Here is a 26,920-nt window from a genome sequence, read left to right as displayed (position 1 = left end):
CCAGAAAACATAAAAGAATTCGTTAAAACCGTTGGAGAATATTGTTGTTTTCAACGGTTGGATCTTTCCAGAAGGTTCTTACGATCCCGTTGTCGAAAAACAAATCAGACTAATGAGAAAAGCCTCCTTCTTGCAAATGGCTTACGATCAGGCATCACCACCAGCTTTTGCAAGTGCTCATCTTGACGCTGTCGCTGGTCTTTTTGCTAAAAAATTGACACCGGAAGAAGCAGCATTAATGCAGGAAAAAAAGGCAATGCAACTTTATAAGGACGGAATACTTCCCTAAATAAAAGGGGTGTTTTAAATGACGAGGGCAGGCATGATTCCAAAATCAAAATCTCAGCTATGGGCAGTGTTAGGGTTGTCCCTGCCTGCCCTTGTGATCTTCTTTCTTTTCTTCGTACTACCTAATATCGAGATATTCTTTTATAGTTTTCAAAGATGGCAGGGAATCACCGCAAAGGGAAAATGGATAGGCTTTGATAACTATGTACGCCTCATGGGAGATGAGGTTTTCTGGACTTCATTGTGGCACACGATCCTTCTCGCACTCAATTCAATATTTATCCAGATACCCTTAGCATTATTCGTAGCTTGTGCATTGTACTTTGGCGTTAAAGGTTCGCGGTTCTACCTGGGGGTTTTCTTTTTACCCATGAACATTTCGCTGGTCGTTGTCGCTTTGATATGGAAATGGTGGATATACGATGCTTTAATAGGCCTTCTTCCTCGCTTTTTAATGGCAATTGGCGGTATCCCGTTACCTGTGCTGGGAACTTCCGAATGGGCATTGCTTGCCGTTTTTGTAACTATAAACTGGGTTTACATAGGTTTATATATAGTGATGTTCACATCAGGACTCAAAGCTGTTCCTCAACATGTTGTCGACGCTGCAAGAGTAGATGGACTGAGCAACTGGAAAATAGGAATAAAGATACTTGTTCCAATGTTAAAAGAGATAATCGCCGTGGCGATAGTTTTATGTGTTACTGGATCTTTCAAATCTTTCGACCTCATCTGGCTTATGACTGGTGGTGGACCCTATCACGCTACAGAGGTTGTAACCACTCATCTGTACAGAATGGCCTTTAGAAACATGGAAGTTGGTTACGGTTCCGCGATTGCGGTTGTCATATTTTTGCTGTGTGTAGCTGCCGTGTGGTTCCAGTCCGCACTCACGCGGCTTGCAAGGGGGGATAGAAATGCTTAAGAAAACTCTACTCTACTTTTTCCTCATAACCTATGCGGTAGTTATACTCTATCCCATAGCGTGGGTTTTTGTAAGTTCATTAAAAGATAATGCCTCAATTATCACGAACCCTTACTCCTTTCCAAAGGAGTTGAAATGGAACAACTTTTATAATGCCTGGAAAGAAGCTAAAATGGGGCAGGCCCTATTGAACTCTCTCATAGTTACCGGGTGTTCGGTTATAGGAGTGGCTTTCCTGGCTGCAATGGTTTCCTACCCTATTGCGCGTCTTACCTTTAAATGGCGGGGAATATTGTACGCACTTTTCATCTCGGGGTTGTTTGTTGCTCCGGTTACTGCACTTATTCCGCTGTTAAAGCTTCTTAGTCGTCTTAATCTGGTTGACAGTTATTGGGCACTTGTCCTTCCATATATAGCCTTTGGATTACCACTTTCCGTTGCAATAATGCGATCATTCTATATAGGGTTGCCTCGAAATCTCGAAGATGCTGCAAAGGTAGATGGGCTTGGTACATGGAAAACCTTCTGGAAAATAATATTTCCTCTCGCAAAACCTGCCCTCTATACTGTTATTATTTTGCAAGTAATAAACTCGTGGAACGAATACCTTTTTGCACTTGTGTTCATAAGATCACCGCATAACTTTACCATACCGCGGGCTGTAGCAACATTCAGTGGAACCTTCCAAACAGATTATGGTTTGCTGAATGCAGCTATTGTCATATCAGCACTTCCGACAATCATAATTTATTTGATTTTTGCTGAACGCATTCGTGGAGCTATGGCAATTAGAGTAGGAGGGAAGGGATAAAGTGATTATGTTATTGGATGGTGTATGGGAATTTCTACCTGACTCGGCCAAAGTATACGATGAAACCAATTTGCCTCAAGAAGGCTGGGAAAAGATGCGAATTCCTTCAAACTGGGAGAAAGAAGGACTTGAAAATTACAGCGGAACAGTATGGTTTCGAACATCTTTCGAAACCCCAAAAGAAGGAAAGAGGCATTGGATCATATTTAACGGTGTCGATTACGAGACAGATGTATGGATAAATGGCCATTATCTCGGAAATCATGAAGGCTATTTTGACCCATTCAAATTCGAGGTAACGGATTATTTGAAACCGATGAACCAGCTTTTAGTCAAGGTTTCATGCGAAAAAGAAGAACCAGGATCAGTGTGGCCACATCATAAAACAAGCATCAGAGGCGTTTTCGGGCAGCACGACTGCAGGCCAGGTGGTAATAGTCTGGTACACGGCCAGGATCATGGGACCGGGGGAATATGGAACTCCGTTATGCTCAAAAGCACCAGCGAACTTTTTCTTGATACCCCAAGAATCACCCCCATTCTACTCTCAAGAAAAAAAGGCAAGGCTTACAATCGAGGTCGACTTTGATTGGAAGGGTGGAAGCACATCGGAAAAGCTGTTTTTCAAGATATATCCCCTTCACAACCAAAAGGATTCAACGGAAGGATATAAAATTGTCGAACTCAACAGTCATGAAAATACATTATCTTTCGTTGTGGATATTCAAGATCCATACCTGTGGAACACCTGGGATAGAGGCACTCCTTATCTATATGGAATAAATCTACAACTCCGCGGGGAAAATGTGAGCACCTGTTTCGGAATAAGGGAATTCAAGGTAATAAACGAAAGATGGTTTCTCAACAACAAACCCTTCTTTCCAAGAGGCACGAATATAATACCAGAAGAATATATCTCAACATATACAAAAGAAAGAGCCCTTAAAGACGCTGTATTATTAAAAGGAGCTAATGTAAACGCGGTACGCGTTCATGCCCACATAACAAATCCTGTATTCTATGAGGTCATGGACAAAGCAGGAATACTCGTATGGCAGGATTTCCCACTTCAATGGGGGTACTCCAAGGATATTGAATTCGCAGAAGAAGCAACCAAACAAATCGTAGCCATGGCAAAACTCTTACACAACCATCCGTCAATATGTGTATATTGTACTCACAACGAACCCACCCACAATCGTTATGAAACAGTTCCCTTGCTTGCAGCTGTACTTAAAAAAGCAGATGCGAGTAGATATATAAAGGAAGCTTCTGACTTTCGCGAACATCCGTACCCAGGCTGGTATTGGGGACATTACCGGGATTTCTCTGCCCTTTTAGGAAAACCCTTGCCTTCTGAATTTGGTGCTCAAGCTTTGCCAGTACTGGAGAGTTTGAAAAAAACTGTCGGTGAGGATGTCTGGCCACCGGACTGGGATAAATGGGCATATCACAACTTTCAGTACGATCAAACTTTCAATGTTGCTAGAATAGATATGGGAAACAATATAGAAGAATTCATACGTAATTCCCAGGAATACCAGTATAAATTGCTGAAATTTGCGATCGAGGTTTATAGAAGGGCAAAGTACAAACCCATAACGGGGATTTTCCAGTTCATGTTCGTTGATCCATGGCATGGTATAACATGGTCTGTTGTTGACTATTGGCGAATTCCAAAAAAAGGGTATGAAGCCCTCAAAATAGCATTTCAACCTATTCTCGTTTCTATGGTGCTAACAAGAGAAAAGGTTGAGAGAACAGGAATGGACAGATTTCCTCTCGGTGACGTTTACGTCATTAACGATACTCTCGAAGAACTGAAAGATGTTACTCTGAAAATCTATTTAAACAACGGAAACAGATTCGAAGTAATAAGAACAAATATCGCATATATACCACCCGACAGTGTTTCACAGGTCATTGATACGAGGGATTTACTGCAAAAAAAGAACAGTCCATTCAAGATACAGTTCGAAAAAGCAGAAGAACTAATCGCCTCAATGGAACCGGGGAAATATCTTATGGAAGCCGAGCTTGTGGATCGTTCAGGAAACATTTTATCTTATAATAAAGAAGGATTTGAGGTTATCGAAAGTGTTGTCAAAGTGATCAAACCATTCTGAGAGCACTTCCGGAGGCAAGGAATGAGCCATAGATTTCTATTTCTGCATTTTGGCGGTCAATGCCCATTGCATTCGTGGATGATAGAGCAGGCAAAAACCGCGGCTGCCAGGGTCGACGGAACCATCGAAGTGGTTGACGTAATGAAGAAACCTGAACTAGCGGAGCGCTATCGTTTATTCTTTCCGTTTATGACAATCATAGACGGCAAAATCAGGCTACCGTCACCTATTTCAGCTAACAAGTTGGTAAAAATTGCGAGAGAAGGAATTACAGCTAAACCCACAATTCAGCGGGCACCAAGCCCTAAAACACTAGCTGAAAGGATTGAGCCCCTTACGGTTGATAACATCATAGATACCTGTTCTTTATGCATTCCAGGTAATGGGACTGATGGCTGTCAAAACAAACAGGCGTGGGCATCCATGATCAAAAGCAAATCTTCCGAGAAAGAGCTGGGCTTTATCGCTTATAAGGATGAAAAAGTTGTGGGTGCTGTGGAGTTTTTACCTGCTCCTCTTGTTCCTTACCCGTTGCCAGAGAAAGACCCAGCAATTGCCTTTATAACCTGTATTTATCCTTATAATAAAGATGGGTTTGACTATAGAGATCAGCTTCTTAAGCATCTTATAGACTATCTTCGCAACCGCGGTTACAAAAAACTTCACGTCATCGCTGGTAGGCAAACGCCTAATCCCAACGGGCCGACTTCTTTCTTCCTTTCGCATGGTTTCAAAATTTTAGACAAAGTTGACAGCATTATCTTGAAAGTGGGAAAAGAAGAATTGGTATTGATGGAAAAGGTGTTATAAAGCGGCTTGAAGAACTCTTGACCCTGTGATATAATGCTGCCATGTGCCAAAACGTCGAAAGCAAGCTGAAAAGAAACATTCCTCTGTTTTACATATACCACTTTCTCACACAAATCAGAGTTGATAATGTACTCTGGCTTCTTTATATGCAGAGTAAAGGGCTTTCGCTCTGGGAAATCGGAATATGTGAAAGCGTTCTACACATAAGTTCTCTTATCTTTGAGATCCCAACCGGAGCAGTCGGCGACTATTTCGGAAGGAAACGCTCCCTGCAGATCGGAGCTTTTCTACACATAGTAACTTACACTCTCATGCTTTTCGGGAATTCTTTTTATGACTTCATCATAGCTTTCTTTGTTTTTGGTTTTGCCATGACATTCATTTCAGGTTCCGATACCGCTCTCATATACGATACTTACAAGGTGCTCGGCATCGAGAAAAACTTCAAGAAAGCCATAGGAACCTTTATGGCGATTTTGATAATCGGAGAATTAACTTCGAATATGACGGGCGGCCTGCTCTCTAGAATTAACTGGAATGCGGTTTATATCGGTGCGATCGTTTCAAGAAGCTTATACTTTTTCTTGGTTAGTTCTTTTTATGAACCACCCAGGATCTTATCAGAGAAAAACAGAAGCTATTTTCGTATCGTAAAGAACGGAGTGGCGCAGATACTCAAGACGAAGTTTCTGCGCTGGCTGACGATTTTCTGGGTTTCCATCTCCTTTTTCTCTTCCACTGTATATTTTTACTCCCAGACTTATTTCAAGAGCAGGGGCTTGAGCCCTTTTCAGGTAAGTGTATGGTTTACCGTCGGATCGATTATCGGGATCTTCGTTGCAAAATTTGCTCCAAAGCTTGATGATCTTATTGGAAGGGAAAAGGTCCTTCTCTTATCAATCGTTACCTTTTCGGTTCCTCTGATGTTTTATGGTTATCTCCCAATCGCACTTTCAATCCTTGTAATGCTTGTGACTTCTAATGTCATGAACGTAGTCGATACACTGATGGGATACTATGTGAACAGAAAGATCGATTCGGAGCACAGAGCAACCGCCAATTCGGTGATCGGCATGGGGTTCAGCTTGAGTATGATCATCTTTTTCCCGCTTTTCGGATTGCTCAGCGAAAGATTGAGATATCCTACCGCCTTCCTGTTTGTAGGTGTAGTAAGTCTTCTACTCCTGGCACTTTCTTTGAAAATGATCTTAAGATATTCCAGTTACTAATCTGGTCTTCTTTCAATGCTTCGTTGAATTTCCTGTAAGGCTTAACAAGTTCGTTATCAGCATAAAGAGTTATATTCTGTGACTTTGGGAGCGAGAAATATACTGTTTTCGACTTTATCTTTACCACTGGAAACACACAAAAACTTACGATATCGAAAAATCTTCCTGATTCTCCTACTTAGGTGTATTTAATGGGAACTGCCCAAGCCCTTGAGGGTAAGTAAGATATCAGCTAAGATATAATTAAAATGTCAGTATATGATCCTGATTTTTTGTTGACTGGAGGTAAAGATGATACGGGGTTCGATTCTTTCCATAAATATTTCCAGAAAAAAAGGGATGAAGAAAGTTCCTGTCCAAAAAGCTGTTCTCATCGAGAATCACGGTATCGAAGGAGATGCTCACGCCGGAGATTGGCACAGGCAAGTATCCATGTTAGCACTTTCCAGTATCGAAAAGATGAGGGCTATGGGCCTTCAAATTGATTTTGGAGACTTCGCCGAAAATCTCACTGTTGAAGGCGTAATCCTTCATGAACTTCCTCTTGGTACAAGAGTAAGAATTGGTGAAGCTGTATTGGAAGTCACACAGATCGGTAAGCAATGCCACAACGGCTGTGAGATTTCCCGTCAAACAGGGGTCTGCGTGATGCCTCGTGAGGGAATCTTTCTGAGAGTTATTAAAGGCGGCGAGATTTCTGTGGGAGATAGTGTGATTTTCGAAATTTCAGAAAAGAATGCGGCGGTGATAAAATGACTGGAAGATATATGAAGTTCGTTCCTCGAGAAGAAATATATGCGAACTATGTCAAGAAACTCTCACCTATTTCGACTGTAGAAATACTGGATGTTCGGGAAGCCTTAGGAAGAATCTGTGCTCAAGACGTTCTTTCTGGAGAAACTTTACCCGGTTTCAACAAATCTACTTTCGACGGTTACGCAGTGAAGGCAGAGGATACTTTTGGAGCCAGTTTTGAGACTCCGGCGGTGTTAAAGGTCAAGGGACAGGTGGAGATGGGAAAAGCATTCAAAGGTGAAATTACCTCAGGTGAGGCTGTCAAAATCCCGACAGGTGGTTTTGTCCCTAATGGAGCCGATGCCTGTGTGATGATTGAAAGTACAAAGGAAATTGGAGATACTGTTGAAATATATGCAGAGGTTCGGCCTGGGGAAAACCTTGTCAGATACGACGAAGATATACGGGAAGGAGAAATAGTTGTTGAAAAAGGAGAAAGGATCAATTTTGGACATGTCTATACCCTATTAAGTCTCGGAATAACAACTATAAAAGTTTTCAGAAAAGTTAAAGTAGCAGTGATTTCTACCGGCGATGAAATAGTCGAACCGGAAAGTGCAAAGGAACTAACCCAGATTAGAGATGGAAACACCCATACTCTGGTTTCATGGCTAAATCTTTTTCCTGGAGTAGAAGCCAGAAGGACCGCGCAGATTGTAGATGACCTCAATTCGCTGATAAGCAGTATTAAAGAAGCTCTCAAGGACAACGATGTGGTGGTTATTTCTGGAGGAAGCTCCGTCGGTGAAAAGGATTTTACAACAAAAGCTATTTCTTCATTGGGAGAAGTTAGGTATCACGGTACGTGGATAAAACCCGGAAAACCGACTGTTTTCGGAGTATGTGATGGTAAACCTGTTCTTGGCTTGCCAGGTAAGCCTTCATCATTTATTGTGAGTAGTTACCTCTTTTTATTCCCGATTTTAAAACGTTTGGCAGGCCAAAAAGATTTTCTTCCCGTACCTGCCGGGATGGTGAAGATAGAGGATGAAGTCGAAGCTAAGATGCGACGGGAACGTTTTTTCTTTGTGAAAGTGTTTAAAAAAGATGGGAAAATGTGTGCCACTATAATTCCAGGACAATCTATGCTGATATCTCCCTTCAGAAAGGCTGATGGAATCATTGCACTGCCTCCCGGTGAAGGAATAAAAGCAGGCGAAATCCGGGAATATTACAGATTCGATTGGTGAGAACGCTATGAAAAAAACTATCATATTCTTTCTTACAATCGTTTTGATGCTTATCGTAACGGGTTGCAAAAGCAAACGTGTGGAAATCAATACATTTGAAGATCTTGCCAAGGAAGGTGTGAGGATATCTATTGGAAACCCCGAACACGTTCCTGCAGGTATGTACACCTTAAAACTTCTTGAAAATCTTTCGAAGGAATCGCCTTCCCTGGCGGAGAAGATTATGAATAACGTGGTTTCAAAAGAGGTACACGTTATAGCTGTTCTTGAAAAAGTCCTTTCAGGGGAAGTGGATGCGGGTTTTGTATATAGAACAGATTTTCTTTCAAAAAAAGAAAAACTCGAGGTCATTGAAATACCAGAGAATGTTCGAGTAAGAGCAATATACGCTATTGCATTACTTTCCGATGGAAACAAAAAGAAAGGTGAAAAGTTCCTGGAATTCCTGAACTCGAAAGAAGGTAGAGCTATTTTGTCAAAATATGGATTCCACAATCCGAAAAGTGGTGAAGGAGATTTCGTTTCTACTCCACTTTTTGGTGAAATCATTGTATATGCGGCTGCTTCTCTCACAAAAGCTTTTAAAGAAATTGGGGCCCGTTTTGAGGAGCTTACAGGGTGCAAAGTAGTTCTGAATTTCGGAAGTTCCGGGGCTCTGGAACAGAAAATTGAAAGCGGGGCAAGAGCTGACGTCTTCGCTTCAGCGAACATAAAGATGGTGGAAATACTTAAAGAGAAAGAATTTATTGAAGGCTATACTATTTTTGCGGAGAACGAACTTGTGGTTGTAAAAATCAAAAAATGAAAAAGTTGAAAGTGGTGCTTAAATGAATTTTTTCAAGGTTTCTATATTAATAGGGATGATTCTTGCAGTTTTAATACTGATTTTGCCTCTTATAGCTCTTTTGGTGAATATAGCGACTTCGGAAGTTCATCTTGAAGTACTGATGACTTCGTGGAAACCGCTAGGAATAAGCCTTTTAACAGCCACGGTTACGACGTTGATTGTTTTTGCGTTAGGAGTTCCCGTAGCTTATTTTTTTGTATTCAAAGATTTTCCTTTTAGAGATGTTCTGGATACTCTGGTGAATTTACCGCTTGTTTTACCTCCAAGTGTTACTGGATATCTGCTTTTACTAACTTTCGGAAGATATGGACTTGTTGGAAAACCCCTTTCAATTTTTGGGATCGAAATAATGTTCAGCCTTCCCGCTGTTATTATTGCCCAGACATTTGTTTCTCTACCTTTCATGGTAAGGAGCTTCAAAACAGCCCTTGAGGAGATCCCAGGCGATCTTCTGGAAGTATCGAAAATTACAGGCGCAAGTGAGTACGATATATTTATAAAGATCATATTACCTTTGTCTAGAGAAGGGTTAGTTTCTGGTGTCCTTTTGAGTTTTGCAAGAGCTATAGGAGAATTCGGTGCAACTATGATGGTCGCCGGGCTTTTCGAAACCCTTCCTATATCAATTTACAACAATGCTATGGCAGGCGACAGGGAAGCAGCAAATCTGCAGTCTCTGGTTCTTGTCGGATTCTCTCTCATGACCCTGATGCTTATTAAAAAACTTATGGAAAGAAGAGATTAGATGGTGAAAATATGAAGGAAGAGCTGAAGGATAAAATTGGAAGGAATATTGATTATCTCCGATTTTCAATCACGGACCGGTGCAATTTCAGGTGCTTCTACTGCATGCCTGAAAACACCTCTTTTTTACCAGAATCAGAGCTATTAACCCTTGATGATATCCGCTTTGCTGTACAGATATTCAAAGAAATTGGTTTTAAGAGATTGAGGCTTACCGGTGGAGAGCCAACACTACGAAGTGATCTCCTTGAAATTGTTTCGATCGTTTCAGAAACTTTTGGGAGCTGTGCTATGACTACAAACGGTTCAAGGTTGAAGGAACTTGCTCTTGAACTCTATTCCGCGGGTTTGAGGGAGGTGAATGTAAGCCTCGACTCAATCGATAGTGAAACTTTCTTCCGGATAACCCGTGGCGGGAATCTCAAAGAAGTTCTGAAGGGAATCGATGAAGCCATTTCTGTTGGCATAAAGGTCAAACTCAATACTGTGATAACACAGATGAACTTCCATGAGATTCCGGAACTGGTACAGTACGCTGAAAAGCTTGGAGTACCTATAAGGTTCATTGAAGAGATGCCAATAGGGAAAAACAACAACCGTCATTTCATTCCATATAAAAAAGTTTTGGAATTACTACACGAAAACGATTTTATCCAAATAGAAACTCGAATAGGTTATGGCCCTGCCAGGTATTATAAAACCTCACGAGGAACAATTGTAGGCTTTATCACTGCTATTACCCATAACTTTTGTAACGGATGCAACAAGCTCCGGCTTTCCGCCGATGGAAAACTGTTTCCATGTTTGGCCTATGATTATCATGTTTCTTTGAAAGGCGCAATAAAAAGCCGAAGATCCGATGAAGTTAAGAAAAATATTTATAATGCTATTAGCTTAAAACCTTTAAGACACGAACTGCTCAACAGAACTCAGAGCAATGGCATGAACAGGATGGGAGGATAACTATGAAACTAAGCCACATGGACGACAAGGGCAATGCAAAGATGGTGGATATCTCTGCCAAAGAAAATACAAAAAGAACAGCCAAAGCTTATGGAAGAATAGAAATGAGGCCAGAAACCCTCGAGCTGATCGTAAAAAATGGGCTTCCCAAAGGAGACGTATTCTCAACCGCCAGAATAGCCGGGATAATGGCTGCGAAAAAGACCTGGGAGCTGATTCCCATGTGCCACAATATTTCTCTGACTCATGTGTCTGTCGAGTTCAAAATTGACAGAGACCGTTCTGCTGTTGAAATCTTCACAACGGCGAGTTCCGTTGGAAAGACCGGAGTCGAAATGGAGGCGTTAACAGCAGCTTCTGTCGCTGCATTGACTATTTATGACATGGCCAAAGCGGTTGACAAAGAAATGGTCATAGCAGATATCTACTTATTGATGAAAAGCGGCGGCAAAAGCGGGGATTGGAAGAGAGGGAGCGATGAAAAGTGAAAATCAGATACTTTATCCTTGTTTTGAGTGATAAAGCATATAAAGGTTTGAGGAAAGACGAATGTATCGAAGCTGTGAAGAGTGTTATTAATAATGCGAGCTTCGAATTGATCGGAACAGAAATCCTCCCTGATGAACTGGAGCTAATAAAAAGTAAATTGGAAGAACTTGCTGATTCAGGAAAAGTCGATCTTATAATCACTAGCGGCGGTACAGGTGTGTCACCAAGAGATGTAACTCCAGATGCTACTTTGAAAGTGATTGAGAAGAGGATTCAGGGGATGGAATACGCTATGGTTATGGAAGCACTTAAACATACACCCAGGGGTTCAATCTCCCGGGCAGTGGTTGGAATTCGTAACGAAACTTTGATCGTTAATCTCCCGGGCAGCCCAAAAGCTGTTAAAGAAAATCTCAACGCTATAATAAATGCTATTCCCCATGCTATCGAAAAACTTAAAGGATCAGAAAAAGACTGTCATTGACTTCTTTTTCTGTATTTTACTTTTTTCCTGTTGAGGGAAGCCTTAAGGTGAAAACTGTTTCAAGCATAGGAAGTGACTTTACCTGAATTTTTGCGTCGATGAGGTCTGAAGCGTGCTTGACTATTGATAAACCTATTCCGAGACCGTTTATCGAAAGTTTCTTTGCATTTGTTCCCCGGTAAAACCTTTCGAAGATCCGGTGAATTTCATCCCTTTCGATTCCGATTCCTTCGTCCTTGACCGATATCTGGATTTCATCATCTTTCTCTACTGCATTAATTTCTATGTTCCCACCATCGAGGGAGTATTTCACGGCGTTTGAAACCAGATTGGCAAGAATTCTGTAAAGCAATAAAGAATCGGATTCTACGTAATGTTCCGGGGACACAAGTGTTTTTATCTTCAGTTTTTTTCTTTTGATCTTCGTCTCAAAATCCTCTATAATCTCTTCTATCAAGGATTTTAGATGGATAATTTCTCTTTTCACCACATAGTTACCCAGTTCAATATTGGCAAGTTCTCCAAGTTCTTCAATTAGTTTGGACAATCTTTCCGAGCTTTTGAGGATACCAGAGGCTGCTTCACTCAGTTCGGGCGGGATCTCATCTTTTCTGTCGAAAATAAGCTGCGCATAACCACTCACCACAGCCAGAGGTGTAGAAATCTCGTGAACGAAGAAGTTCACAAAATCTGTTTTAGCAGTTTCAAGAATCTTCTTTTCGGTAATATCTTTTAAAATCAGGAAATTCTTCCTGATCTTTATAATCATGTATTTCGTGGAGCTTTCTGCTGAAAGTTCAACCTGAAACTCGCCATTCTCTTTATTCAACAGGCACTCCGCAATCTCGAAAACTCCGGGAACTTTAAGAACCTCGTCGATAGATTTCCCTAAAACATCACCAAACAATCCCTCTGCAACACGGTTACAATCAATAATCCGCAGAGTTTCATCAACCTCTAATATGCCATCAGAAAGGCTGTCGAATATCGTTTTAAAATCACGGTTCAACTCTTCTCATCCTCCGGGATAACGAGTTTGTACCCAACTCCCCGCACAGTTTTTATGAATTCGCTCCCGATTTTCTCTCTGAGTTTGCTTATATGAACATCAACGGTTCTAAAGTCTCCAAAGAAGTCCATCCCCCAGACCCTATCGAGGATTTCCTGGCGGTTAAAGACTTTTCCGGGGTTCTCTATCATGAGTTTCAAAAGCTCAAATTCCTTTCTGGGAAGTTCCTCTTTTTTCCCATCCTTTATCATGCTGTATGAATTCATATCTATTTCAATGTCACCCAATTTCACAACGTTTCTGTCCTTTGGACCCATTTCGTAACGCCTGCTCACCGCTTTAATTCTGGCGATAAGGGTTCTTGGATTAAAGGGCTTGGTAATATAGTCATCAGCACCAAGTTCAAGGCCAAGGATCATATCAAGATCGGATTTTCTGGCCGTAAGAAATATCACCGGTATCTCTTCGTATTTTCTTTTAAGTTTTTTTATGACATCCAATCCACTGGCATCGGGAAGCATTATGTCCAGCACGATTAAATCCGGTGGGTCATTTTCCAATGCTTCCCACATGTTCCGGGCAGAATTTGCGGTTCTAACATTAAAACATTCCTGTTCGCAAGCAGTTTTCACTATGTTCAGGATATCCGGATCGTCATCTACCACTAATATTTTCACCGGCGCATTTCCTCCTTCAGGTTTTTTCCCTCAACTATGAAATATACTTCTTCGCAGATATTTGTAATATGATCAGCAGCCCTTTCGAGAAACCTGGTAACAAGCATTAGATCTATAAGTTGATCTGTAAACCCTACATTCTCAGGTTCTTTCATCTTTTCGATTATTTCATTTCTTATAAAATTATAGATATCATCCACTTTTTCATCGGATTTCCAGATGGATTTTGCAAGTTCTATATCCCTCGTGTAGTAGGCTTTTATTACGTTATCAAGCATGCTTTCTACTATGGCCATCATTTTCCTCATATGAGTCAGAGGTTTAACTAACGATCTACCGGTATTTGCAATCGCAACTTCCGCTATATTAACCGCGAGATCACCAATTCTTTCCAGATCAGTGGCGAGTTTTATCATCATCATTATGTAGCGGAGATCCTCAGCTAGAGGTTGGAATCTTCCAATAAAATTCACTGTCTCCATGTCGATTTTTCTCTGGAGATTGTCTATTATCTGGTCAGAATTTATGACTTCTTCTGCCTTTTTTTCGTCAAGATCTTCAAGGGCCTCGACAGATTTCACAAGATTGAATCTAACTCTCTCCATAAGGTCTGAAAGCATGGATTTCAATCTGTGGAAGTTAGCTTCAAGGTGCTGTTGCCTGTCCATTCTATACCTCCATTCAACTAAAAATCCCTCTAAGATAATCGCTAGTCCTGCAGTCTTTCGGATTCGTCGTCATTACATTTGTTTCGTCAAATTCGACCAACTCGCCCATGTAAAAAAACATCATGTAGTCCGAAATTCTCAGAGCCTGTTGTAGGTTGTGGGTTACTATCACTATTGTATACTTTTCTGACAGTTCCTCAATCAACTTTTCTATCTTTTGTGTGGCTATGGGATCAAGAGCGCTCGTTGGTTCGTCCAAAAGCAAGACCTCAGGTTCTACCGCTATGGCTCTAGCAATACACAATCTTTGCTGCTGCCCCCCGGAAAAATTAATGGCGTTCTTCTTTAATTCCCCTTTTACTTCATCCCACAGCGCCGCTTGTTTTAAAGAGCGCTCGACTATATTTCTGAGTTCTTCTTTATTTTTAACGCCATGGATACGCGGTCCATAGGCCACATTATCAAAGACACTTTTGGGAAAGGGATTTGGTTTCTGGAAGACCATGCCCACCTTTTTTCTGAGAACAACAGGATCGAGGGTCATTATATCCTCCCCATCCAATTTGACCGTCCCTTCAACCTGTACCCGGGTATTAAGTCGTTCATTCTGTTAAGAACCCTCAAAAAGGTGCTTTTTCCACACCCAGAAGGTCCCACGACAGCTGTAATTTTATTTCTCGGAACTGTACAGGTAACGTTCTTTAACGCTTGTTTATTCCCATAATATACGTTAAGGTTCTCGATCTCAAAAACACCGTCTTTGCTCATAAGCCACTCTTTCTCCTTTCAGAAAGGCGTTTCAAATTAACCACGGCAAAAATCGCTACCACAATTATCATCATCACGGAAATTGTGCCTTCCAGATTCGACGTAACTGCTTCAGGATAAACTGTCGAGAGGACAAAGATATGGGTTGGAAGCGACATGGCAGGATCCAGAAGACTGTCTGGATTGCTGGTTATGTAAAACGCCGCACCGGTGAAAAGAATCGGTGCAGTTTCGCCTATTATCCTCCCTACGGATATTATCACGCCGGTTAAAATTCTCGAGATAGAAGCCGGGATAACAACTTTGAAAACCGTTTCGCCTTTTGTTGCCCCTAAAGCCATTGACGCTTCCCGATAAGAATCCGGAACAGCCTTTAAGGCTTCATGTGTATTGGATATGATATACGGAAGAGCCAGAACCCCGAGTGTCAATCCTCCAGATAAAAGCGATGTCCTGAACCCAAAAGTTATACTAAACAACGCCAAACCAAACAACCCGAAGACAATGGAAGGAATGCTTGAAAGCACGTTTGTGGATCCCAGTATTATTTTCTTCAGCCAATTCTCCGAGCTGTACTCACTGAGAAAAACAGCTCCCAATATTCCAATTGGAATAGAAAAAGTCAAAGCAATCAGTAGAAAGTAAGCACTTCCAAGGATAGCTGGAAATATTCCACCGGATTCCATGGAATTTGAAGGAAACTTCGTCAAGAATTCCCAGGATATACTATCAAGACCTTTGGCAATTAAAAAGGTAATCAGTGATATTATCGCAGCAGCAAAAGAGAAGCTCACTGTACCCATCAAAATGCCCATGAATTTATCCAGCTTCATATTCTTTACCACCTTTAAGTTTCATGGCTATTATTGTAAACAAGGTTGAGATAACCAAGAGTACGACCCCAATCATGAAAAGTGCGTGGTAATGAGTACCCCCGAGCTCTACCTCCCCCATCTCACCGGCGATAGCAGAAGTAAGTGGCCTTACAGGATCAAAAATACTGGAGGGAATCATCACAGCCCCGCCGGAAACCATCAACACTACCATCGTTTCACCAATAACCCTGTTGGTTCCAAGTATTATCGCATTCAGAATCCCCGACCTGGCCTGAGGAACAACTACCTTAAATACCGTTCTTGTTTTGTTGGCACCCAATGCCAGTGAAGCTTCGCGTTGATCCTTCGGTACGGAGCCAAGAGCATCCTCGATGAATGTCACGAAATACGGCATGGCAAGAATTGAAAGCACCAGAGATGCATTGAATATGTTCAACCCCGTCCAGGCATCAGGAAAGGTATTCATTATCCACTGAGAGACGTACTTCAACCCAAAAGCGCCAAGCACCACTGAAGGGATTCCCGCAGTCAGTTCAAAGACAAATTTCATAAGTTCGCGAGTCCTTCTGGAACCGTATTCGGACATATAAATGGCAATGATGAACTACGGATACGTGAATACCAATGTAAGTCCCGTAACACTCAATGTTCCCACAAATAAAGCCAAAATACCGTATTCGGGATCTTCGTAAGTGGGAAACCAACGCGAGCTGAGGAAAAATTCCTTCAGGCTCACGTCTTTAAAAACACTTATACCGTTGGAAACCAGAAAGTATAGTATTCCAAAAACTATTACTGTCGTTAGAAAAGCAGAGACAAAAACCAGTACCTTGATAGTTGCTTCTCTGTATTTCTTCAATTTACCTACCTCACTTTTCTATACCGTAAGCGTTAACATAGCCGACCTTCAAAACAAGAGCCTGACCTTCTGGGGAGAGAACAAATCTTATGAAGTCCATGACCAAACCTGTTGGAAGCCCTTCCGTAGCATCGACAAACATGAACAGAGGTCTGGATATCGGGTACTTTCCAGTATTCACATTTTCTACGGTTGGTTCTATCCCTTCAACTTTCAGAGCCTTCACCTCATCTGTTACATAACCCATTCCGATGTATCCAATAGCGTATTTGTTTTGCTTCACCCGTTCCACTTCGGCATTGGTTGAAGGCAGCATCTGAACGTATGGGGCAAACTTCTCCTTTTTCATAACGTGTTCCACGAAATATTCGAATGTACCGCTTGCGTTGTCTCTCGAATAAACTACTATCCTCTTTTTAGGAAGGGAAGGATCAATCTGATTCCATTTCGTAATCTTTCCAGAATAAATCTTGTAAAGCTGATCTATGGTTATTGAATCAATTCCTAAAGACTTGTTTACGATAATAGCTATCCCATCGTAAGCAACAATGAAAGGTATAAAATACCTACCTTCAGCGTTCATCTTTTCAATTTCGGAAGATTTCAACCATCTGCTTGCATTGGCGATATCTGTCTGTCTGTTAAAGAGAGCTTTAATACCCGTTGATGAGCCGGCACCTTCAATGCTTATATCAACATCGGGATGCAGTTTCTTAAATTCCTCCGCCCAAAGCTGAGCAACCGGATAAACAGTGTTTGATCCCTTTATCACCAGAGTTTCAGCAGATATTATGAATGCAGTAAGCAGAAAAACTAACAAAAATGCCTTTTTCATTCTCTACCCCTCCTTGTGAAGATTGGTATCATTAAGCTTATACAATTCCTGTTTTATGTGAGTATTAGGTGATTTTTATCGTGGAAACAAAAATACGCAACCAACTAATCTTCTATACTACTTCTACCTATGGCACCTATTTTTCGGATATACCCATATAATATGTAATATAAGATGAAGATTAATTCTTTTAGCCTTTGGCTGCTATATTTACAAATTCCTGGCCAGTAAAATTTGCTGGTGTTGTTTTTTAGTTATCGAAAAGGTACTTTCTGCAAAACATTTCAAACGAAAGGAGGCATTTCAATGGAGCTAACGCTGAAAAGACATATTTTGAATCCCTTGTTATCACCAAAACCACAGCATACCTGGGAGTCCAAATACGTTTTTAACTGTGCTGTGATTAAAAGAAATGGACTATTTCACATGATCTATCGAGCTCAAGGAGAAGATATGGTATCAAGATTGGGGTATGCGGTAAGCACTGATGGTTTGAGATTCAACCGACTTGAATCACCTGTATTTGGTCCGGCCTCCCAATGGGAACTATACGGTGTAGAAGATCCCAGACTCACTGAGATCGATGGAAAAGTGTACATGCTTTATACCGCTTATTCGCCTCACGGGGTAAGGGTCTCCATGGCTTCCACAGAAGATTTCATTAGATGGGAAAGATATGGTGTTGTAATTCCGGATATTGATAACAAAGATGCTGCTTTGTTCCCAGAAAAGATTAATGGCAAGTATGTGATGTTTCACAGGATTGAGCCAGACATGTATCTGGCTTTCTCGGACGATATGATACACTGGGATAATTTTGTATCCATCGCAGGGCCAAGAAAAGGTTACTGGGATAATCTCAAAATAGGTGTTGGAGCTCCACCAATAAAACTTGAAGAAGGCTGGCTCGCACTCTATCACGGGGTAGAAAAAACCGCCAGGCCAACTTACAGACTGGGCTTTATGTTACTTGATCTCAATGATCCAACGAAAGTCATTAAAAGAAGCGAAGAACCAATTTTAGAACCTAAGGAAGATTGGGAGATTTTTGGTGGAGTTCCCAATGTGGTTTTCTCTGATGCGATGGTAGAACATGATGGTAAGTTCTATGTGTATTACGGAGCCGCTGATAATCATATAGCTCTTGCAACAATCGAAAAAGAGGAGGTTCTCAGGTGGGTCCAATCGTAAAGGAGGACATTAAACATGAAAAAATTGGGAATCATGATTTTTATACTTTTTGCTTCACTTGTTCTTTCAATCGGCTTAAAGTTTGAAGACCTGAAAAACCTGAAAAGATTGAGTCTTTACCCTGTCCTCATACCTCAGGGTGTAAGCTTTGAAAGCAAAGCTGTTTTCAATCCAGCCGCAATTGAAGTTGAGGGAACAGTTTATCTTCTTTATAGGGCTGAAGATTGGACTGGAGTAAACAGATGGAATGGAACTTCGAGAATCGGGTTGGCTAAAAGTCAAGACGGATTAAACTTTACCAGAGAATCCAGCCCTATAATAGAGCCCACTGAGAAGTATGAGATTCCTGGAGGTTGTGAAGATCCAAGGATTGTAAAAATCGATGACCTATATATTATGACTTATACAAGTTATGATGGAAACACAGCAAGATTGTGCCTTGCATATTCGAAAGATCTGAAGCACTGGACTAAAATTGGCCCTATTATAAAGACAATGAAATGGTCAAAATCTGGTGCTATTATTCCTAAAAAATTAAATGGAAAGTATTACATGTACTTTGGAGATTCCAAGATTTATCTGGCTACTTCCGACGACCTGAGAAACTGGCAAGTTTATCCAAAACCTATACTTTATCCCAGACCTGGCGAATTTGATAGTCGTCTCGTCGAACCGGGGCCCCCTCCGCTAATAACAGAAGAAGGTATCCTACTTTTCTATAATAGCGCTGATTATTCAGGCATTTACCGACCAGGAGCTGCACTTTTCGATCCTAAAAACCCCAAAAAACTGCTTAAAAGAACAAGAAAGCCTTTGATAGAACCTGAGCTTTCTTGGGAAAAAAACGGCCAAGTACCAAACGTAATATTCCTTGAAGGAAGTGTTATACACAATAATTTTCTCTTGATCTATTACGGGGCCGCTGATACGTACATAGGTGTCCTCGGTATGCCTTTGAAATAATGTGATAGCCTCATATATAATCTCATAACTATGCCGGAATTCCCCTCCGGCTTTTTTGTTTGTCTTCATTTTCGTTCTATCTGAGACAGCTCTTCTATGACCCTCTTTTCCACAATCTTTTTAACAAATTACCAAATCATCTGAAGTGTTCAGATAGATCTTGCGGAGTTTCCTCCCACGTGTTCAGCAATGATGGAAATTTTTCTATTTTTAGATAAGCTCGGGCGAACTCTATGTTATCTCCATTCAGCTTGGCATTGTTCATAAGAATACTGGCTCCACCAAAGATCCTCGCTTTCAATCTTCTTCTGTTTGTACCAAAAGCCATCATATCGTTTATCATGCGGTCCATGGCATTAATTCCCAGCCTACAATCAGGATTCACATAAAAATCCTCTGAGATATACCCGCGCTATCATTTGTGATCTCATTGGTACTGTTGGAAACGGAATCAGCGTTGTTCTGAATGACTTTGAGATTTCTAGAAACAATAAGCAACAGAAAGTTCACAGCTTTAGAACAAAAGGAACGTTGAATGTTTACATTCCTGGGTGTAGATTAGCTCCTAAAGAGAAGTTTTCAATATATCCTTGAAATGGTGAACTAATTTGGAAAATGAGTCATTTGTTCAAACAAAAAAACTATCGATCCTGGAAGGAATCGCTTTTAATGGCGTATTTATACTAACGCAGGGCTTTCTCCTAACGGGGTTGGCCCTGCAATTTAACGTTTCGGAGAAAGTTCTCGCAATTCTCGGTGTTATACCAATGCTATCCCAAATGTTCCAGATATTCTCTCCGAAGCTTTTGAGACTCGCCAAAAGTAGAAAGAAAGCGATGCTCATTTCAGCTTCAATCTCGAGACCTTTGTTCCTCATTATCCCAATTCTGCTCACGCTTAATTTGAGAAATCAATATCTCCTCCTTTTGATAATGTTGATATTCGGAGCTTTTAACAGCCTCACAGGAAATTTCTGGGTATCCATTATGAGAGATATTGTATCCCAGGAATCCTCTGGAAGGTTCTTTGGAGTTAGAAACCTGTTGATCTCGCTGTTTTCTATGGTAATGATTTATTTTTATTCCTGGATAGTTGACAGCATGGGGGAATCTGCAGGATTCATAACTATTACTATAATAGGAAGTATATTTTCTCTCAGTTCTTATTTTATGCTCAAGAAATATGAAGATCCTCCCAAAAAGGAGTACCTTACTGGTAACATATTTAAAGAAGCTTTTTCAGACGAAAATTTCAAAAAGTTCATCATTTTCTCCTTCTTCTGGAATTTCACCATAGCAATCAGTGGTCCGTTTTTCTCCTATCACCAGATCGTCAACCTGAAACTCGACTATTCCTATATGAGTATCCTTGCTTTCATAGCCACTGGTATTTCTATGGTTTTTTACATAATATGGGGAAAGATTTCTGACAAAATAGGCCATCAGAGCGTAGCAGAATTTTCGGTTTTCCTTGCTTCGCTAGTTTCTTTTATTTGGGTATTCATGAATCCTCTAACCCAGGGCTATCTCCTGGTAATTGATGCTTTTATAACCGGACTTGCCTGGAGCGGGATCAACCTAACACTATTCACTATAATGCTTGGAATAGTTAACCCCGGAAATGTAGAAGCTTATTTCGCCGTGCTGTCGCTTACTAACGGCATAGGAGCATTGACAGGTTCTTTGATCAGTGGGCTTTCCGCGACTCTTCTAAAAGATATCTACTTCGAAATCGGCGGAATGCCGTTTTACGGGATACAATTTCTTTTCCTCACAAGTGGTATATTGCGTGCAATTTCATGGCTTCTCCTCAAAAAGGTTAAAACCAGAAAAGAAGTATCTGTTCCGGGGTACTTTTTCAACGCCCTGTACATCGTTGGCAGAAGGGCAGTATCACGTCCTTACGAATACGCCTCTATCTTAGCCAAAACAGGAAAAAAACTGAAGAAAAAGATTTTCAAGAAAAAATCTATCAAACCACAAAAAAAATAAGTTAATCGTTCTAAATTATCCTTGCCAATTTTCCACGATCAATACAAACCCTCTTACTTTTTTGATTTGACAGTAAAATGTGCTAAAATATAGGTAACCCTATATTTTAGAGGTGAGACTATGGTCATTACTCCCGCGTTGGAAAACTATATCCGTGTACTCTATGATCTGCAAACTTCTGAAAAGCTACCCAGAGTAAAACACGTGGCAAAAATACTCAAAGTTAAAGTGCCTACCGTGGTTGAAAGCTTGAAAAAACTGGAAAATGCCGGGATTTTGGAGCACGAGAAGTACGGATACATTCGATTAACTCCTAAAGGAATCGCATTAGCAGAAAGGATCCACAAAAACAACAGGATAGTTTACGAGTTCGCCACCAGGTTTTTAGAACTTTCATCAGATGAGGCACAAGATCTAGCTTGCAAACTGGAGCACATAAGCAATATTCGGTTCTTCACAGCTCTTTCTGTGATGATGGACTTTTTAAAAGAAAACCCTGAACTAAAAGAAAGTTTTCGCGAACACATCAATGAGCATGAGGGGGTGTTCGGTTTGACTTTGGCTTCGGTTGAGCCTGGAAAAATTGTGAGAATAAAGAAATTAAAAGGTACAGAAAGCTTCAAAAAACGCCTGATGAGCATGGGCATCATGCCAGGAGTAGAGGTTCTGGTAGAGAGGATTGCTCCCCTTGGCGACCCCATAGAAGTGAAGGTAAAGGGTTACAGATTGAGTCTTCGAAGAGAAGAAGCCCGGAATATTTTAGTGGAGGAATGATAATGCCGTTAAGTATGGCTACTCCCGGAATTTATAGAGTCAAAGCGATAAATGGCGGTAGAACGATGCTAAAACGTCTTACAGATATGGGGCTACGAATAGGAAGCATCCTACAAGTTGTTTCAATAAATCCCTTTGGACCGGTAATTGTACAGGTAAATAACACAAGACTTGCGCTAGGTAAAAGTGTAGCACACAGAATCATTGTGGAGGGGGCAGAATGAGATGGAAAACATAAAAGTAGCTCTAACTGGCAATCCTAATGTTGGCAAAACCGCTATATTCAATGGCCTCACCGGAATGCGACAGCATGTAGGAAATTGGCCAGGAGTAACCGTCGAAAAAAAAGAAGGCACATATATCCATAAAGGGATCAATTTTTTGGTGACTGATTTACCGGGCATTTACTCTCTTTCGGCGGTTTCTATAGACGAAAGAATAGCAAGGAGTTTTTTAACTGAAGAAAATCCAGACGTTGTTGTTGCCATCATCGATGGAATGAATCTTGAAAGGAATCTCTATCTGGTTTCCGAGTTGATGGATCTTGGGGTGAATCTAATAATAGCAGTCAATTTTATGGACGAAGTAGAAAAAAACGACATGAAAATAGATATTCAGAAGCTTTCTGAAGTTTTTGGAGTCCCGGTTGTAGGCACAGTGGCTATTAAAGGCCATGGTATCCAAAAACTTAAAGATGAGATATTCAAAGCTTCGCAGTCAAAAAGCGTTTCATTTATTAGATATAGCGATGAGCTGGAACAGTATATAAAGCAGATCGAAGAAATATCAAGGCTTTTCAACATAAAATCACCCTTTAGGACACGATTTCTGGCTCTAAAATTGATTGAAGAAGATCCGGAGATCTTTGAACAAATGAGACTCTCTGTTAATAACGCCAGGCAATTTTCGCGATTGTTTAATGAAATTCTTTCAGATATCAAACAAAAACATGATGACCCCTCGGTTTTTGTGGGTGATGAGAAGTTTAAATTTATCAAGAGAACTCTAAAGAACATTGTAGAAGGCAGCGGAACAAAATCTGAATCTTTGACAAATAAGATGGATAACATATTCACCCATCGTATTTGGGGGCTTCCAATCCTATTCGGAATTATGTATACCGTTTTTCAATTAACCTTTACGCTCGGAGGTATTTTCGCTGATTGGCTGGATTCTGGAATGGGGTTCTTAAGCGATTGGGTATTGAGTTCAGTTCAAAATGAGATACTGGCATCATTTCTTGCTAACGGAATAATTGGTGGAGTGGGATCGGTTCTGGTATTTGTACCGAACATTTTTATCCTTTTTCTCTTGATCGCTGTACTGGAAAATGTAGGTTACATGGCAAGAGCAGCTTTTGTTATGGATAAAGTGATGAATGCAATAGGGCTTTCTGGAAAATCCTTTATCCCCATGATCCTTGGCTTTGGTTGTAATGTACCAGCAATTATGGCAACAAGGACTATAGAAAAAGAAGATGACAGAATAATCACAGCTGTTCTTAACCCTTTAATTCCATGTTCAGCAAGAATTCCGATCTTTCTCGCATTCGCTGGAACGTTTTTCCCGAAACACCAGGGATTGATAGTTTTCTCGATGTATATTATAGCAATCGCTTTAATAGTCATCCTGGCTAAAATATTGAAAACAACCTTGTTCAAAGGAACACCTGCTCCATTTGTTATGGAATTACCTCCTTATAGAGTCCCAAGCTTTTCACAGGTAAATAGCGAAGCGTGGAAACGAACCTCTCTTTTCGTGAAAAAAGCGGGAACCATTATATTTGCGGCTGTAATAGCAATCTGGTTGTTAGCTTCTCTGCCAACAGGTGTCGAATACGCATCGGAAAATAGCTACATCGGTTTAATAGGAAAGACGATTGCCCCAATCTTCAAACCAAATGGATTCGGGAACTGGCAGAGTTCTGTTGCTTTAATATTCGGATTTATGGCCAAAGAAGTTGTTGTTGGAACTTTGGGCGCTCTCGCTGGTGGGATTGAAAACCTCGGAAGCTTTCTTTCAAACCTTTTCACGCCTATTTCAGCGTACTCGTTTATGTTATTTAGTTTGTTATACGTCCCCTGCGTAGCTTCACTGGGGATTCTTTTGAAAGAGGTTGGAATGAAATGGACAGTCCTTTCAGTAGTGCTGCTTATTTCACTCGCATATTTCGTTTCCATGGCATTCTATCTTATCGGCTCCTTATTCATTTAGAAAGAGAGAATCTACCGTTTGCTTAAACGGTAGATTCTCTTTTACTCAAAAAGAAGCATTTTCCTGATTAATCAGCTTCTTCTTATTCCATGTTCATTTTTTCCTTTATCTCCTTCACTTCCTTCTTCAGGTCCTTGATTTCTTCGAGAAGCTCTCTTATTTGCTTTTGCGAATCCAAGCCAGAGTCCAAATTCGTTTTTTGCTGATAGGGCGAAGAAACATACCTTAACAGCGCTAACGCTGCGCTTCCCATAAGTCCCAGAATCAAAATCCAAAACAACCATCCAATAAACGAAGGAACAGGTGGTAACATCTTTCCATCCCCCTTTCACCTTGTTTCCTAAAATTTTTTCTAAATCCTCCAAATAGGGTTAAAAACTTGAAATCTGTCTGCCAAGAAAAACTGCTTCTGCTTCATTTTGATCCAAAACGAATCCGGTTCTCTCATATAACCTGCGTGCCGCAGTATTTTCGATTTCTACCCATAACATCGCCGTTTTCACGCCTTTTTCCTTTGCCCTTTGTAGGCCCTTTAACAATAATTCTCTTCCTATCCCTTTTCTTCTTTCGCTTTCTGCTACACCTATATTTCTAATCAAGCAACTCTTTTTGCCTGCTCCATAGATATTGATCACAATAAACCCTTTTAATTTCCCATTTATTTTATTAACTAAAACGATGCTCTCGTCGCTGTTAATCCATTTCGTTAATTCATTTTTCGTCACATTAAATGAATCAAAAATAGTTCGCTCAAGATCTAAGAATTCTTCAATATCTTTTTCTTTCAATTCTTCAATAAAATGCATATTTTTCGTTTGAAATCTTCTGTTTTCCATATACAGATAATAACCTACGTGTACACATTTAACTCTGTATCCCCATCGAGATATAATATCTTTCTTCTCCATTACATCATTGAAATTACCCGCATATCTAAATATGAAATCGGTACCATCTTTTTCGACTGTTTCAAGACCTCTTTTTAGATCATCAATTGTATTTGTACCCCAGAGTAATTCATTCTCCGTGCTGGTTCTTACCAACAAAAATAATCCTTCAGGCAACTCATAAATCTTTCCAATTTTACTCACATCACCATAAAAAAAGTTCTCAGGATAAGATCTTCCCTTTTTCAGTATTTCTTCAACATCCATTTCGTGTTCACCTCAAATTATTTTTTCTAAATATACACTTAGAAAGAATGCATAGAAGCCCAACATAACGGTGATACCCCCACACCCGGAACCAATATATCACATATTTCAAAAAATCTAAATGGCTTTGTATCAAATACTAGAAGTCCTTTTTCTGAGAAACCTCTGGTTCTTTCTGGATCCGGGGCTTTTTCAGGTAATCATAAAAAAGCCGGGCAGCGAGAAAGCTCAGGTAAGCTAGCAGAAGTTTGGACGTTCCAAAAGATGGGTTCATATATTTCAAAACCTGAGGGAATACAACGAGGAAAAGTACAAAGAAACCGGACAACACTTTGTTCTTGATCGTGAACGTATGGAAAAATAACAATCCTACGCTGAAGAAAAGAGCGATGTCAAACACAACCGCAATCTTTTCTGTGAACAACTTCGAAAAAACATCGTTTAACTGCACATAAATCGCAAACGTCGTGTACGCCGGGAACAAAAACCACGAAAACCAGCGAAAGCGTTTCAATATCCAGCAAGAAAAATATACGAACAACGGTACCGCAATCCCGACATAATTAGCAAGCAGGTCGAAGTTATCATAGACTCTGTACGACAGATAGCCTTGAATTGTTTCAAGCCCGAAGGGTATCGAAAGCAGGACTGTTCCAAAGAATACGCACAACCCTTTACCAATACCGCTCTTTACGAGAAATAGATACAGGACACTGCCGAGCGCAAAGATTCCAAAGTGCACGGCTTTATCAGCATTGTGTCCGGCACCTTCTATGCTGAAAGGTGCCGTATATAGATATGTAAGGATAACTCCATATATCACAAACAAAATTACCGCAATTTTCGATTTTAGATTCATAAGTTTATTTTAACCTGAATCCCTTTTTTTCACCACTCATTATTAAACAAAGTGCCTGAGAAATTAGTTTCCGTATTTTAGAAATGTCTTTCCGGGAATCGAGATCCGGTGTTCGAGAGCCGAGAATAGAGAAGGACACGTTTTTCCCTCTATTCCCTATTTTACACGGGAGAAGTTAAGACCTGTAGATCCTGCATCAGGTTCAGGATGACGAGTTAAAATTGCTAGGCTGTAATAAAACGCTGTTTTTTATCGTAGGGGCAGAACATGTTCTACCCTTCGTGGTTAATATAATTTGCTATTGGTCGTCTTGCCTTCTCGGATTCTCGCACTCTCGGCTTTTTATCAGCGTCGCAAGCCTCAGTCTTCGAGCGTCGCTCCACCAGCTGACAGCCTCGCAAGCGTCTTGTTTTTTCTCGGA

At 40.6% G+C, this 26,920-nt stretch carries 31 protein-coding genes and 1 pseudogene; 20 read left to right on the top strand and 12 right to left on the bottom strand.

Annotation, left to right across the window (positions count from 1 at the left end; translation table 11 throughout):
- Window positions 1-31 precede the first annotated feature (31 nt).
- The 14 genes from DU53_RS06285 (at window position 32) to DU53_RS06215 (ending at window position 11,701) form a co-directional block, all read left to right on the top strand.
- Window positions 32-289, top strand: a complete 258-nt coding sequence (locus DU53_RS06285) for a hypothetical protein (RefSeq protein WP_063728071.1) — start codon at window positions 32-34, stop codon at window positions 287-289.
- 18 nt (window positions 290-307) lie between these two features.
- The gene (locus tag DU53_RS06280; RefSeq protein ID WP_082853850.1) at window positions 308-1,213 is read left to right on the top strand and encodes a carbohydrate ABC transporter permease; all 906 of its coding nucleotides are present in this window, start codon (window positions 308-310) and stop codon (window positions 1,211-1,213) included.
- Window positions 1,206-2,024: a carbohydrate ABC transporter permease gene (locus tag DU53_RS06275; protein WP_063728069.1), complete on the top strand. Its 819-nt coding sequence runs from the start codon at window positions 1,206-1,208 to the stop codon at window positions 2,022-2,024. Before DU53_RS06280 ends, DU53_RS06275 begins: the two co-directional genes overlap by 8 nt.
- Window positions 2,025-2,031: 7 nt before the next feature.
- Window positions 2,032-2,613, top strand: a complete 582-nt coding sequence (locus tag DU53_RS06270; RefSeq protein ID WP_235599737.1) for a sugar-binding domain-containing protein — start codon at window positions 2,032-2,034, stop codon at window positions 2,611-2,613.
- Complete coding sequence (locus DU53_RS06260; RefSeq protein ID WP_161484762.1) at window positions 2,540-4,150, top strand: glycoside hydrolase family 2 TIM barrel-domain containing protein; 1,611 nt, start codon at window positions 2,540-2,542, stop codon at window positions 4,148-4,150. The genes DU53_RS06270 and DU53_RS06260 overlap by 74 nt, the downstream gene beginning before the upstream one ends.
- A gap of 21 nt (window positions 4,151-4,171) precedes the next feature.
- On the top strand, window positions 4,172-4,960 hold the full coding sequence (locus DU53_RS06255) for a GNAT family N-acetyltransferase (RefSeq protein WP_063728062.1): 789 nt from the start codon (window positions 4,172-4,174) through the stop codon (window positions 4,958-4,960).
- A gap of 41 nt (window positions 4,961-5,001) precedes the next feature.
- Complete coding sequence (locus DU53_RS06250) at window positions 5,002-6,189, top strand: MFS transporter (RefSeq protein WP_063728061.1); 1,188 nt, start codon at window positions 5,002-5,004, stop codon at window positions 6,187-6,189.
- Window positions 6,190-6,480: 291 nt separating this feature from the next.
- Window positions 6,481-6,945: an MOSC domain-containing protein gene (locus DU53_RS06245; protein ID WP_082853848.1), complete on the top strand. Its 465-nt coding sequence runs from the start codon at window positions 6,481-6,483 to the stop codon at window positions 6,943-6,945.
- Window positions 6,942-8,174 (top strand): molybdopterin molybdotransferase MoeA, encoded by a 1,233-nt coding sequence (locus DU53_RS06240; protein ID WP_063728059.1) that lies wholly within the window; start codon window positions 6,942-6,944, stop codon window positions 8,172-8,174. Before DU53_RS06245 ends, DU53_RS06240 begins: the two co-directional genes overlap by 4 nt.
- A gap of 7 nt (window positions 8,175-8,181) precedes the next feature.
- The gene (gene modA / locus DU53_RS06235) at window positions 8,182-8,979 is read left to right on the top strand and encodes a molybdate ABC transporter substrate-binding protein (RefSeq protein WP_015868082.1); all 798 of its coding nucleotides are present in this window, start codon (window positions 8,182-8,184) and stop codon (window positions 8,977-8,979) included.
- Window positions 8,980-9,001: 22 nt separating this feature from the next.
- Window positions 9,002-9,766 carry a molybdate ABC transporter permease subunit gene (modB, locus tag DU53_RS06230; protein WP_015868083.1) on the top strand — a complete coding sequence of 255 codons (765 nt, stop codon included), beginning with the start codon at window positions 9,002-9,004 and terminating at the stop codon, window positions 9,764-9,766.
- Window positions 9,767-9,777: 11 nt separating this feature from the next.
- Entirely contained in the window at window positions 9,778-10,728 is a 951-nt protein-coding gene (moaA, locus tag DU53_RS06225) for a GTP 3',8-cyclase MoaA (protein WP_015868084.1), read from the top strand.
- A 2-nt stretch (window positions 10,729-10,730) separates the two neighbouring features.
- Entirely contained in the window at window positions 10,731-11,216 is a 486-nt protein-coding gene (moaC, locus tag DU53_RS06220) for a cyclic pyranopterin monophosphate synthase MoaC (RefSeq protein ID WP_063728057.1), read from the top strand.
- Window positions 11,213-11,701 (top strand): molybdenum cofactor biosynthesis protein B, encoded by a 489-nt coding sequence (locus tag DU53_RS06215; RefSeq protein ID WP_082853847.1) that lies wholly within the window; start codon window positions 11,213-11,215, stop codon window positions 11,699-11,701. Before moaC ends, DU53_RS06215 begins: the two co-directional genes overlap by 4 nt.
- Before the next feature lie 16 nt (window positions 11,702-11,717).
- On the opposite strand, the gene DU53_RS06210 is transcribed toward DU53_RS06215, so the two are convergent.
- From DU53_RS06210 to DU53_RS06180, 8 genes and pseudogenes are all read right to left on the bottom strand, one after another.
- Window positions 11,718-12,710 (bottom strand): ATP-binding protein, encoded by a 993-nt coding sequence (locus DU53_RS06210; protein WP_015868087.1) that lies wholly within the window; start codon window positions 12,708-12,710, stop codon window positions 11,718-11,720.
- On the bottom strand, window positions 12,707-13,387 hold the full coding sequence (locus DU53_RS06205; protein ID WP_015868088.1) for a response regulator transcription factor: 681 nt from the start codon (window positions 13,385-13,387) through the stop codon (window positions 12,707-12,709). The genes DU53_RS06210 and DU53_RS06205 overlap by 4 nt, the downstream gene beginning before the upstream one ends.
- Window positions 13,384-14,055 carry a phosphate signaling complex protein PhoU gene (gene phoU / locus DU53_RS06200; RefSeq protein WP_015868089.1) on the bottom strand — a complete coding sequence of 224 codons (672 nt, stop codon included), beginning with the start codon at window positions 14,053-14,055 and terminating at the stop codon, window positions 13,384-13,386. The genes DU53_RS06205 and phoU overlap by 4 nt, the downstream gene beginning before the upstream one ends.
- A 13-nt stretch (window positions 14,056-14,068) precedes the next feature.
- Window positions 14,069-14,823: pseudogene (pstB, locus tag DU53_RS06195) on the bottom strand (phosphate ABC transporter ATP-binding protein PstB).
- Complete coding sequence (gene pstA / locus DU53_RS06190; RefSeq protein WP_015868091.1) at window positions 14,820-15,656, bottom strand: phosphate ABC transporter permease PstA; 837 nt, start codon at window positions 15,654-15,656, stop codon at window positions 14,820-14,822. The pseudogene pstB and the gene pstA overlap by 4 nt, the downstream one beginning before the upstream one ends.
- Window positions 15,643-16,251, bottom strand: a complete 609-nt coding sequence (locus DU53_RS12845) for a PstC family ABC transporter permease (protein ID WP_304438641.1) — start codon at window positions 16,249-16,251, stop codon at window positions 15,643-15,645. The genes pstA and DU53_RS12845 overlap by 14 nt, the downstream gene beginning before the upstream one ends.
- A gap of 12 nt (window positions 16,252-16,263) precedes the next feature.
- On the bottom strand, window positions 16,264-16,518 hold the full coding sequence (locus tag DU53_RS12840) for a hypothetical protein (RefSeq protein ID WP_235599735.1): 255 nt from the start codon (window positions 16,516-16,518) through the stop codon (window positions 16,264-16,266).
- A gap of 10 nt (window positions 16,519-16,528) precedes the next feature.
- Complete coding sequence (locus DU53_RS06180) at window positions 16,529-17,353, bottom strand: PstS family phosphate ABC transporter substrate-binding protein (protein WP_063728055.1); 825 nt, start codon at window positions 17,351-17,353, stop codon at window positions 16,529-16,531.
- Window positions 17,354-17,659: 306 nt separating this feature from the next.
- Here DU53_RS06180 and DU53_RS06175 point away from each other — a divergent pair, with 306 nt between their 5' ends.
- Together DU53_RS06175 and DU53_RS06170 are read left to right on the top strand one after the other, a co-directional pair.
- Complete coding sequence (locus tag DU53_RS06175; protein WP_063728054.1) at window positions 17,660-18,544, top strand: glycosidase; 885 nt, start codon at window positions 17,660-17,662, stop codon at window positions 18,542-18,544.
- 15 nt (window positions 18,545-18,559) lie between these two features.
- The gene (locus DU53_RS06170) at window positions 18,560-19,507 is read left to right on the top strand and encodes a glycoside hydrolase family 130 protein (RefSeq protein ID WP_063728052.1); all 948 of its coding nucleotides are present in this window, start codon (window positions 18,560-18,562) and stop codon (window positions 19,505-19,507) included.
- Window positions 19,508-19,643: 136 nt separating this feature from the next.
- Here DU53_RS06170 and DU53_RS06165 read toward each other — a convergent pair whose 3' ends face one another.
- Window positions 19,644-19,892 (bottom strand): hypothetical protein, encoded by a 249-nt coding sequence (locus tag DU53_RS06165; RefSeq protein WP_063728049.1) that lies wholly within the window; start codon window positions 19,890-19,892, stop codon window positions 19,644-19,646.
- A gap of 223 nt (window positions 19,893-20,115) precedes the next feature.
- On the opposite strand from DU53_RS06165, the gene DU53_RS06160 reads away from it, so the two are divergent.
- The 4 genes from DU53_RS06160 (at window position 20,116) to feoB (ending at window position 24,486) form a co-directional block, all read left to right on the top strand.
- Window positions 20,116-21,498, top strand: a complete 1,383-nt coding sequence (locus DU53_RS06160; RefSeq protein ID WP_063728047.1) for an MFS transporter — start codon at window positions 20,116-20,118, stop codon at window positions 21,496-21,498.
- Between the two features lie 120 nt (window positions 21,499-21,618).
- On the top strand, window positions 21,619-22,272 hold the full coding sequence (locus DU53_RS06155) for a DtxR family transcriptional regulator (protein ID WP_063728045.1): 654 nt from the start codon (window positions 21,619-21,621) through the stop codon (window positions 22,270-22,272).
- Between the two features lie 2 nt (window positions 22,273-22,274).
- Complete coding sequence (locus DU53_RS06150; protein ID WP_063728043.1) at window positions 22,275-22,496, top strand: FeoA family protein; 222 nt, start codon at window positions 22,275-22,277, stop codon at window positions 22,494-22,496.
- 1 nt (window position 22,497) lies between these two features.
- Window positions 22,498-24,486, top strand: a complete 1,989-nt coding sequence (gene feoB / locus DU53_RS06145) for a ferrous iron transport protein B (RefSeq protein ID WP_063728041.1) — start codon at window positions 22,498-22,500, stop codon at window positions 24,484-24,486.
- A 71-nt stretch (window positions 24,487-24,557) separates the two neighbouring features.
- On the opposite strand, the gene DU53_RS06140 is transcribed toward feoB, so the two are convergent.
- From DU53_RS06140 to DU53_RS06130, 3 genes are all read right to left on the bottom strand, one after another.
- Window positions 24,558-24,818, bottom strand: a complete 261-nt coding sequence (locus tag DU53_RS06140) for a hypothetical protein (protein WP_063728039.1) — start codon at window positions 24,816-24,818, stop codon at window positions 24,558-24,560.
- Between the two features lie 39 nt (window positions 24,819-24,857).
- Entirely contained in the window at window positions 24,858-25,640 is a 783-nt protein-coding gene (locus DU53_RS06135; RefSeq protein WP_063728037.1) for a GNAT family N-acetyltransferase, read from the bottom strand.
- A 139-nt stretch (window positions 25,641-25,779) separates the two neighbouring features.
- A complete protein-coding gene (locus DU53_RS06130; protein WP_161484761.1) occupies window positions 25,780-26,463 on the bottom strand; it encodes a hypothetical protein in 684 nt (227 codons plus the stop codon).
- Between the last annotated feature and the right edge of the window lie 457 nt (window positions 26,464-26,920).

It is taken from the genome of Kosmotoga sp. DU53, from assembly GCF_001639905.1.
In the GTDB taxonomy this organism is placed as follows: Bacteria; Thermotogota; Thermotogae; order Petrotogales; family Kosmotogaceae; genus Kosmotoga; species Kosmotoga olearia.
This window is presented reverse-complemented; position numbering and strand designations above follow the sequence as displayed.

Bases quoted from the DNA above. Each gene is read 5' to 3' on its own strand.
- DU53_RS06135 (WP_063728037.1), bottom strand. From the start codon at position 25,640: ATGGATGTTGAAGAAATACTGAAAAAGGGAAGATCTTATCCTGAGAAC.
- pstA (WP_015868091.1), bottom strand. From the start codon at position 15,656: ATGAAGCTGGATAAATTCATGGGCATTTTGATGGGTACAGTGAGCTTC.
- DU53_RS06270 (WP_235599737.1), top strand. From the start codon at position 2,032: ATGTTATTGGATGGTGTATGGGAATTTCTACCTGACTCGGCCAAAGTA.
- DU53_RS06245 (WP_082853848.1), top strand. From the start codon at position 6,481: ATGATACGGGGTTCGATTCTTTCCATAAATATTTCCAGAAAAAAAGGG.
- DU53_RS06275 (WP_063728069.1), top strand. From the start codon at position 1,206: ATGCTTAAGAAAACTCTACTCTACTTTTTCCTCATAACCTATGCGGTA.
- DU53_RS06150 (WP_063728043.1), top strand. From the start codon at position 22,275: ATGCCGTTAAGTATGGCTACTCCCGGAATTTATAGAGTCAAAGCGATA.
- DU53_RS06280 (WP_082853850.1), top strand. From the start codon at position 308: ATGACGAGGGCAGGCATGATTCCAAAATCAAAATCTCAGCTATGGGCA.
- phoU (WP_015868089.1), bottom strand. From the start codon at position 14,055: ATGGACAGGCAACAGCACCTTGAAGCTAACTTCCACAGATTGAAATCC.
- modB (WP_015868083.1), top strand. From the start codon at position 9,002: ATGAATTTTTTCAAGGTTTCTATATTAATAGGGATGATTCTTGCAGTT.
- moaA (WP_015868084.1), top strand. From the start codon at position 9,778: ATGAAGGAAGAGCTGAAGGATAAAATTGGAAGGAATATTGATTATCTC.
- DU53_RS06170 (WP_063728052.1), top strand. From the start codon at position 18,560: ATGAAAAAATTGGGAATCATGATTTTTATACTTTTTGCTTCACTTGTT.
- DU53_RS06175 (WP_063728054.1), top strand. From the start codon at position 17,660: ATGGAGCTAACGCTGAAAAGACATATTTTGAATCCCTTGTTATCACCA.
- DU53_RS06155 (WP_063728045.1), top strand. From the start codon at position 21,619: ATGGTCATTACTCCCGCGTTGGAAAACTATATCCGTGTACTCTATGAT.
- DU53_RS06255 (WP_063728062.1), top strand. From the start codon at position 4,172: ATGAGCCATAGATTTCTATTTCTGCATTTTGGCGGTCAATGCCCATTG.
- DU53_RS06180 (WP_063728055.1), bottom strand. From the start codon at position 17,353: ATGAAAAAGGCATTTTTGTTAGTTTTTCTGCTTACTGCATTCATAATA.
- moaC (WP_063728057.1), top strand. From the start codon at position 10,731: ATGAAACTAAGCCACATGGACGACAAGGGCAATGCAAAGATGGTGGAT.
- modA (WP_015868082.1), top strand. From the start codon at position 8,182: ATGAAAAAAACTATCATATTCTTTCTTACAATCGTTTTGATGCTTATC.
- feoB (WP_063728041.1), top strand. From the start codon at position 22,498: ATGGAAAACATAAAAGTAGCTCTAACTGGCAATCCTAATGTTGGCAAA.
- DU53_RS06240 (WP_063728059.1), top strand. From the start codon at position 6,942: ATGACTGGAAGATATATGAAGTTCGTTCCTCGAGAAGAAATATATGCG.
- DU53_RS06250 (WP_063728061.1), top strand. From the start codon at position 5,002: ATGTGCCAAAACGTCGAAAGCAAGCTGAAAAGAAACATTCCTCTGTTT.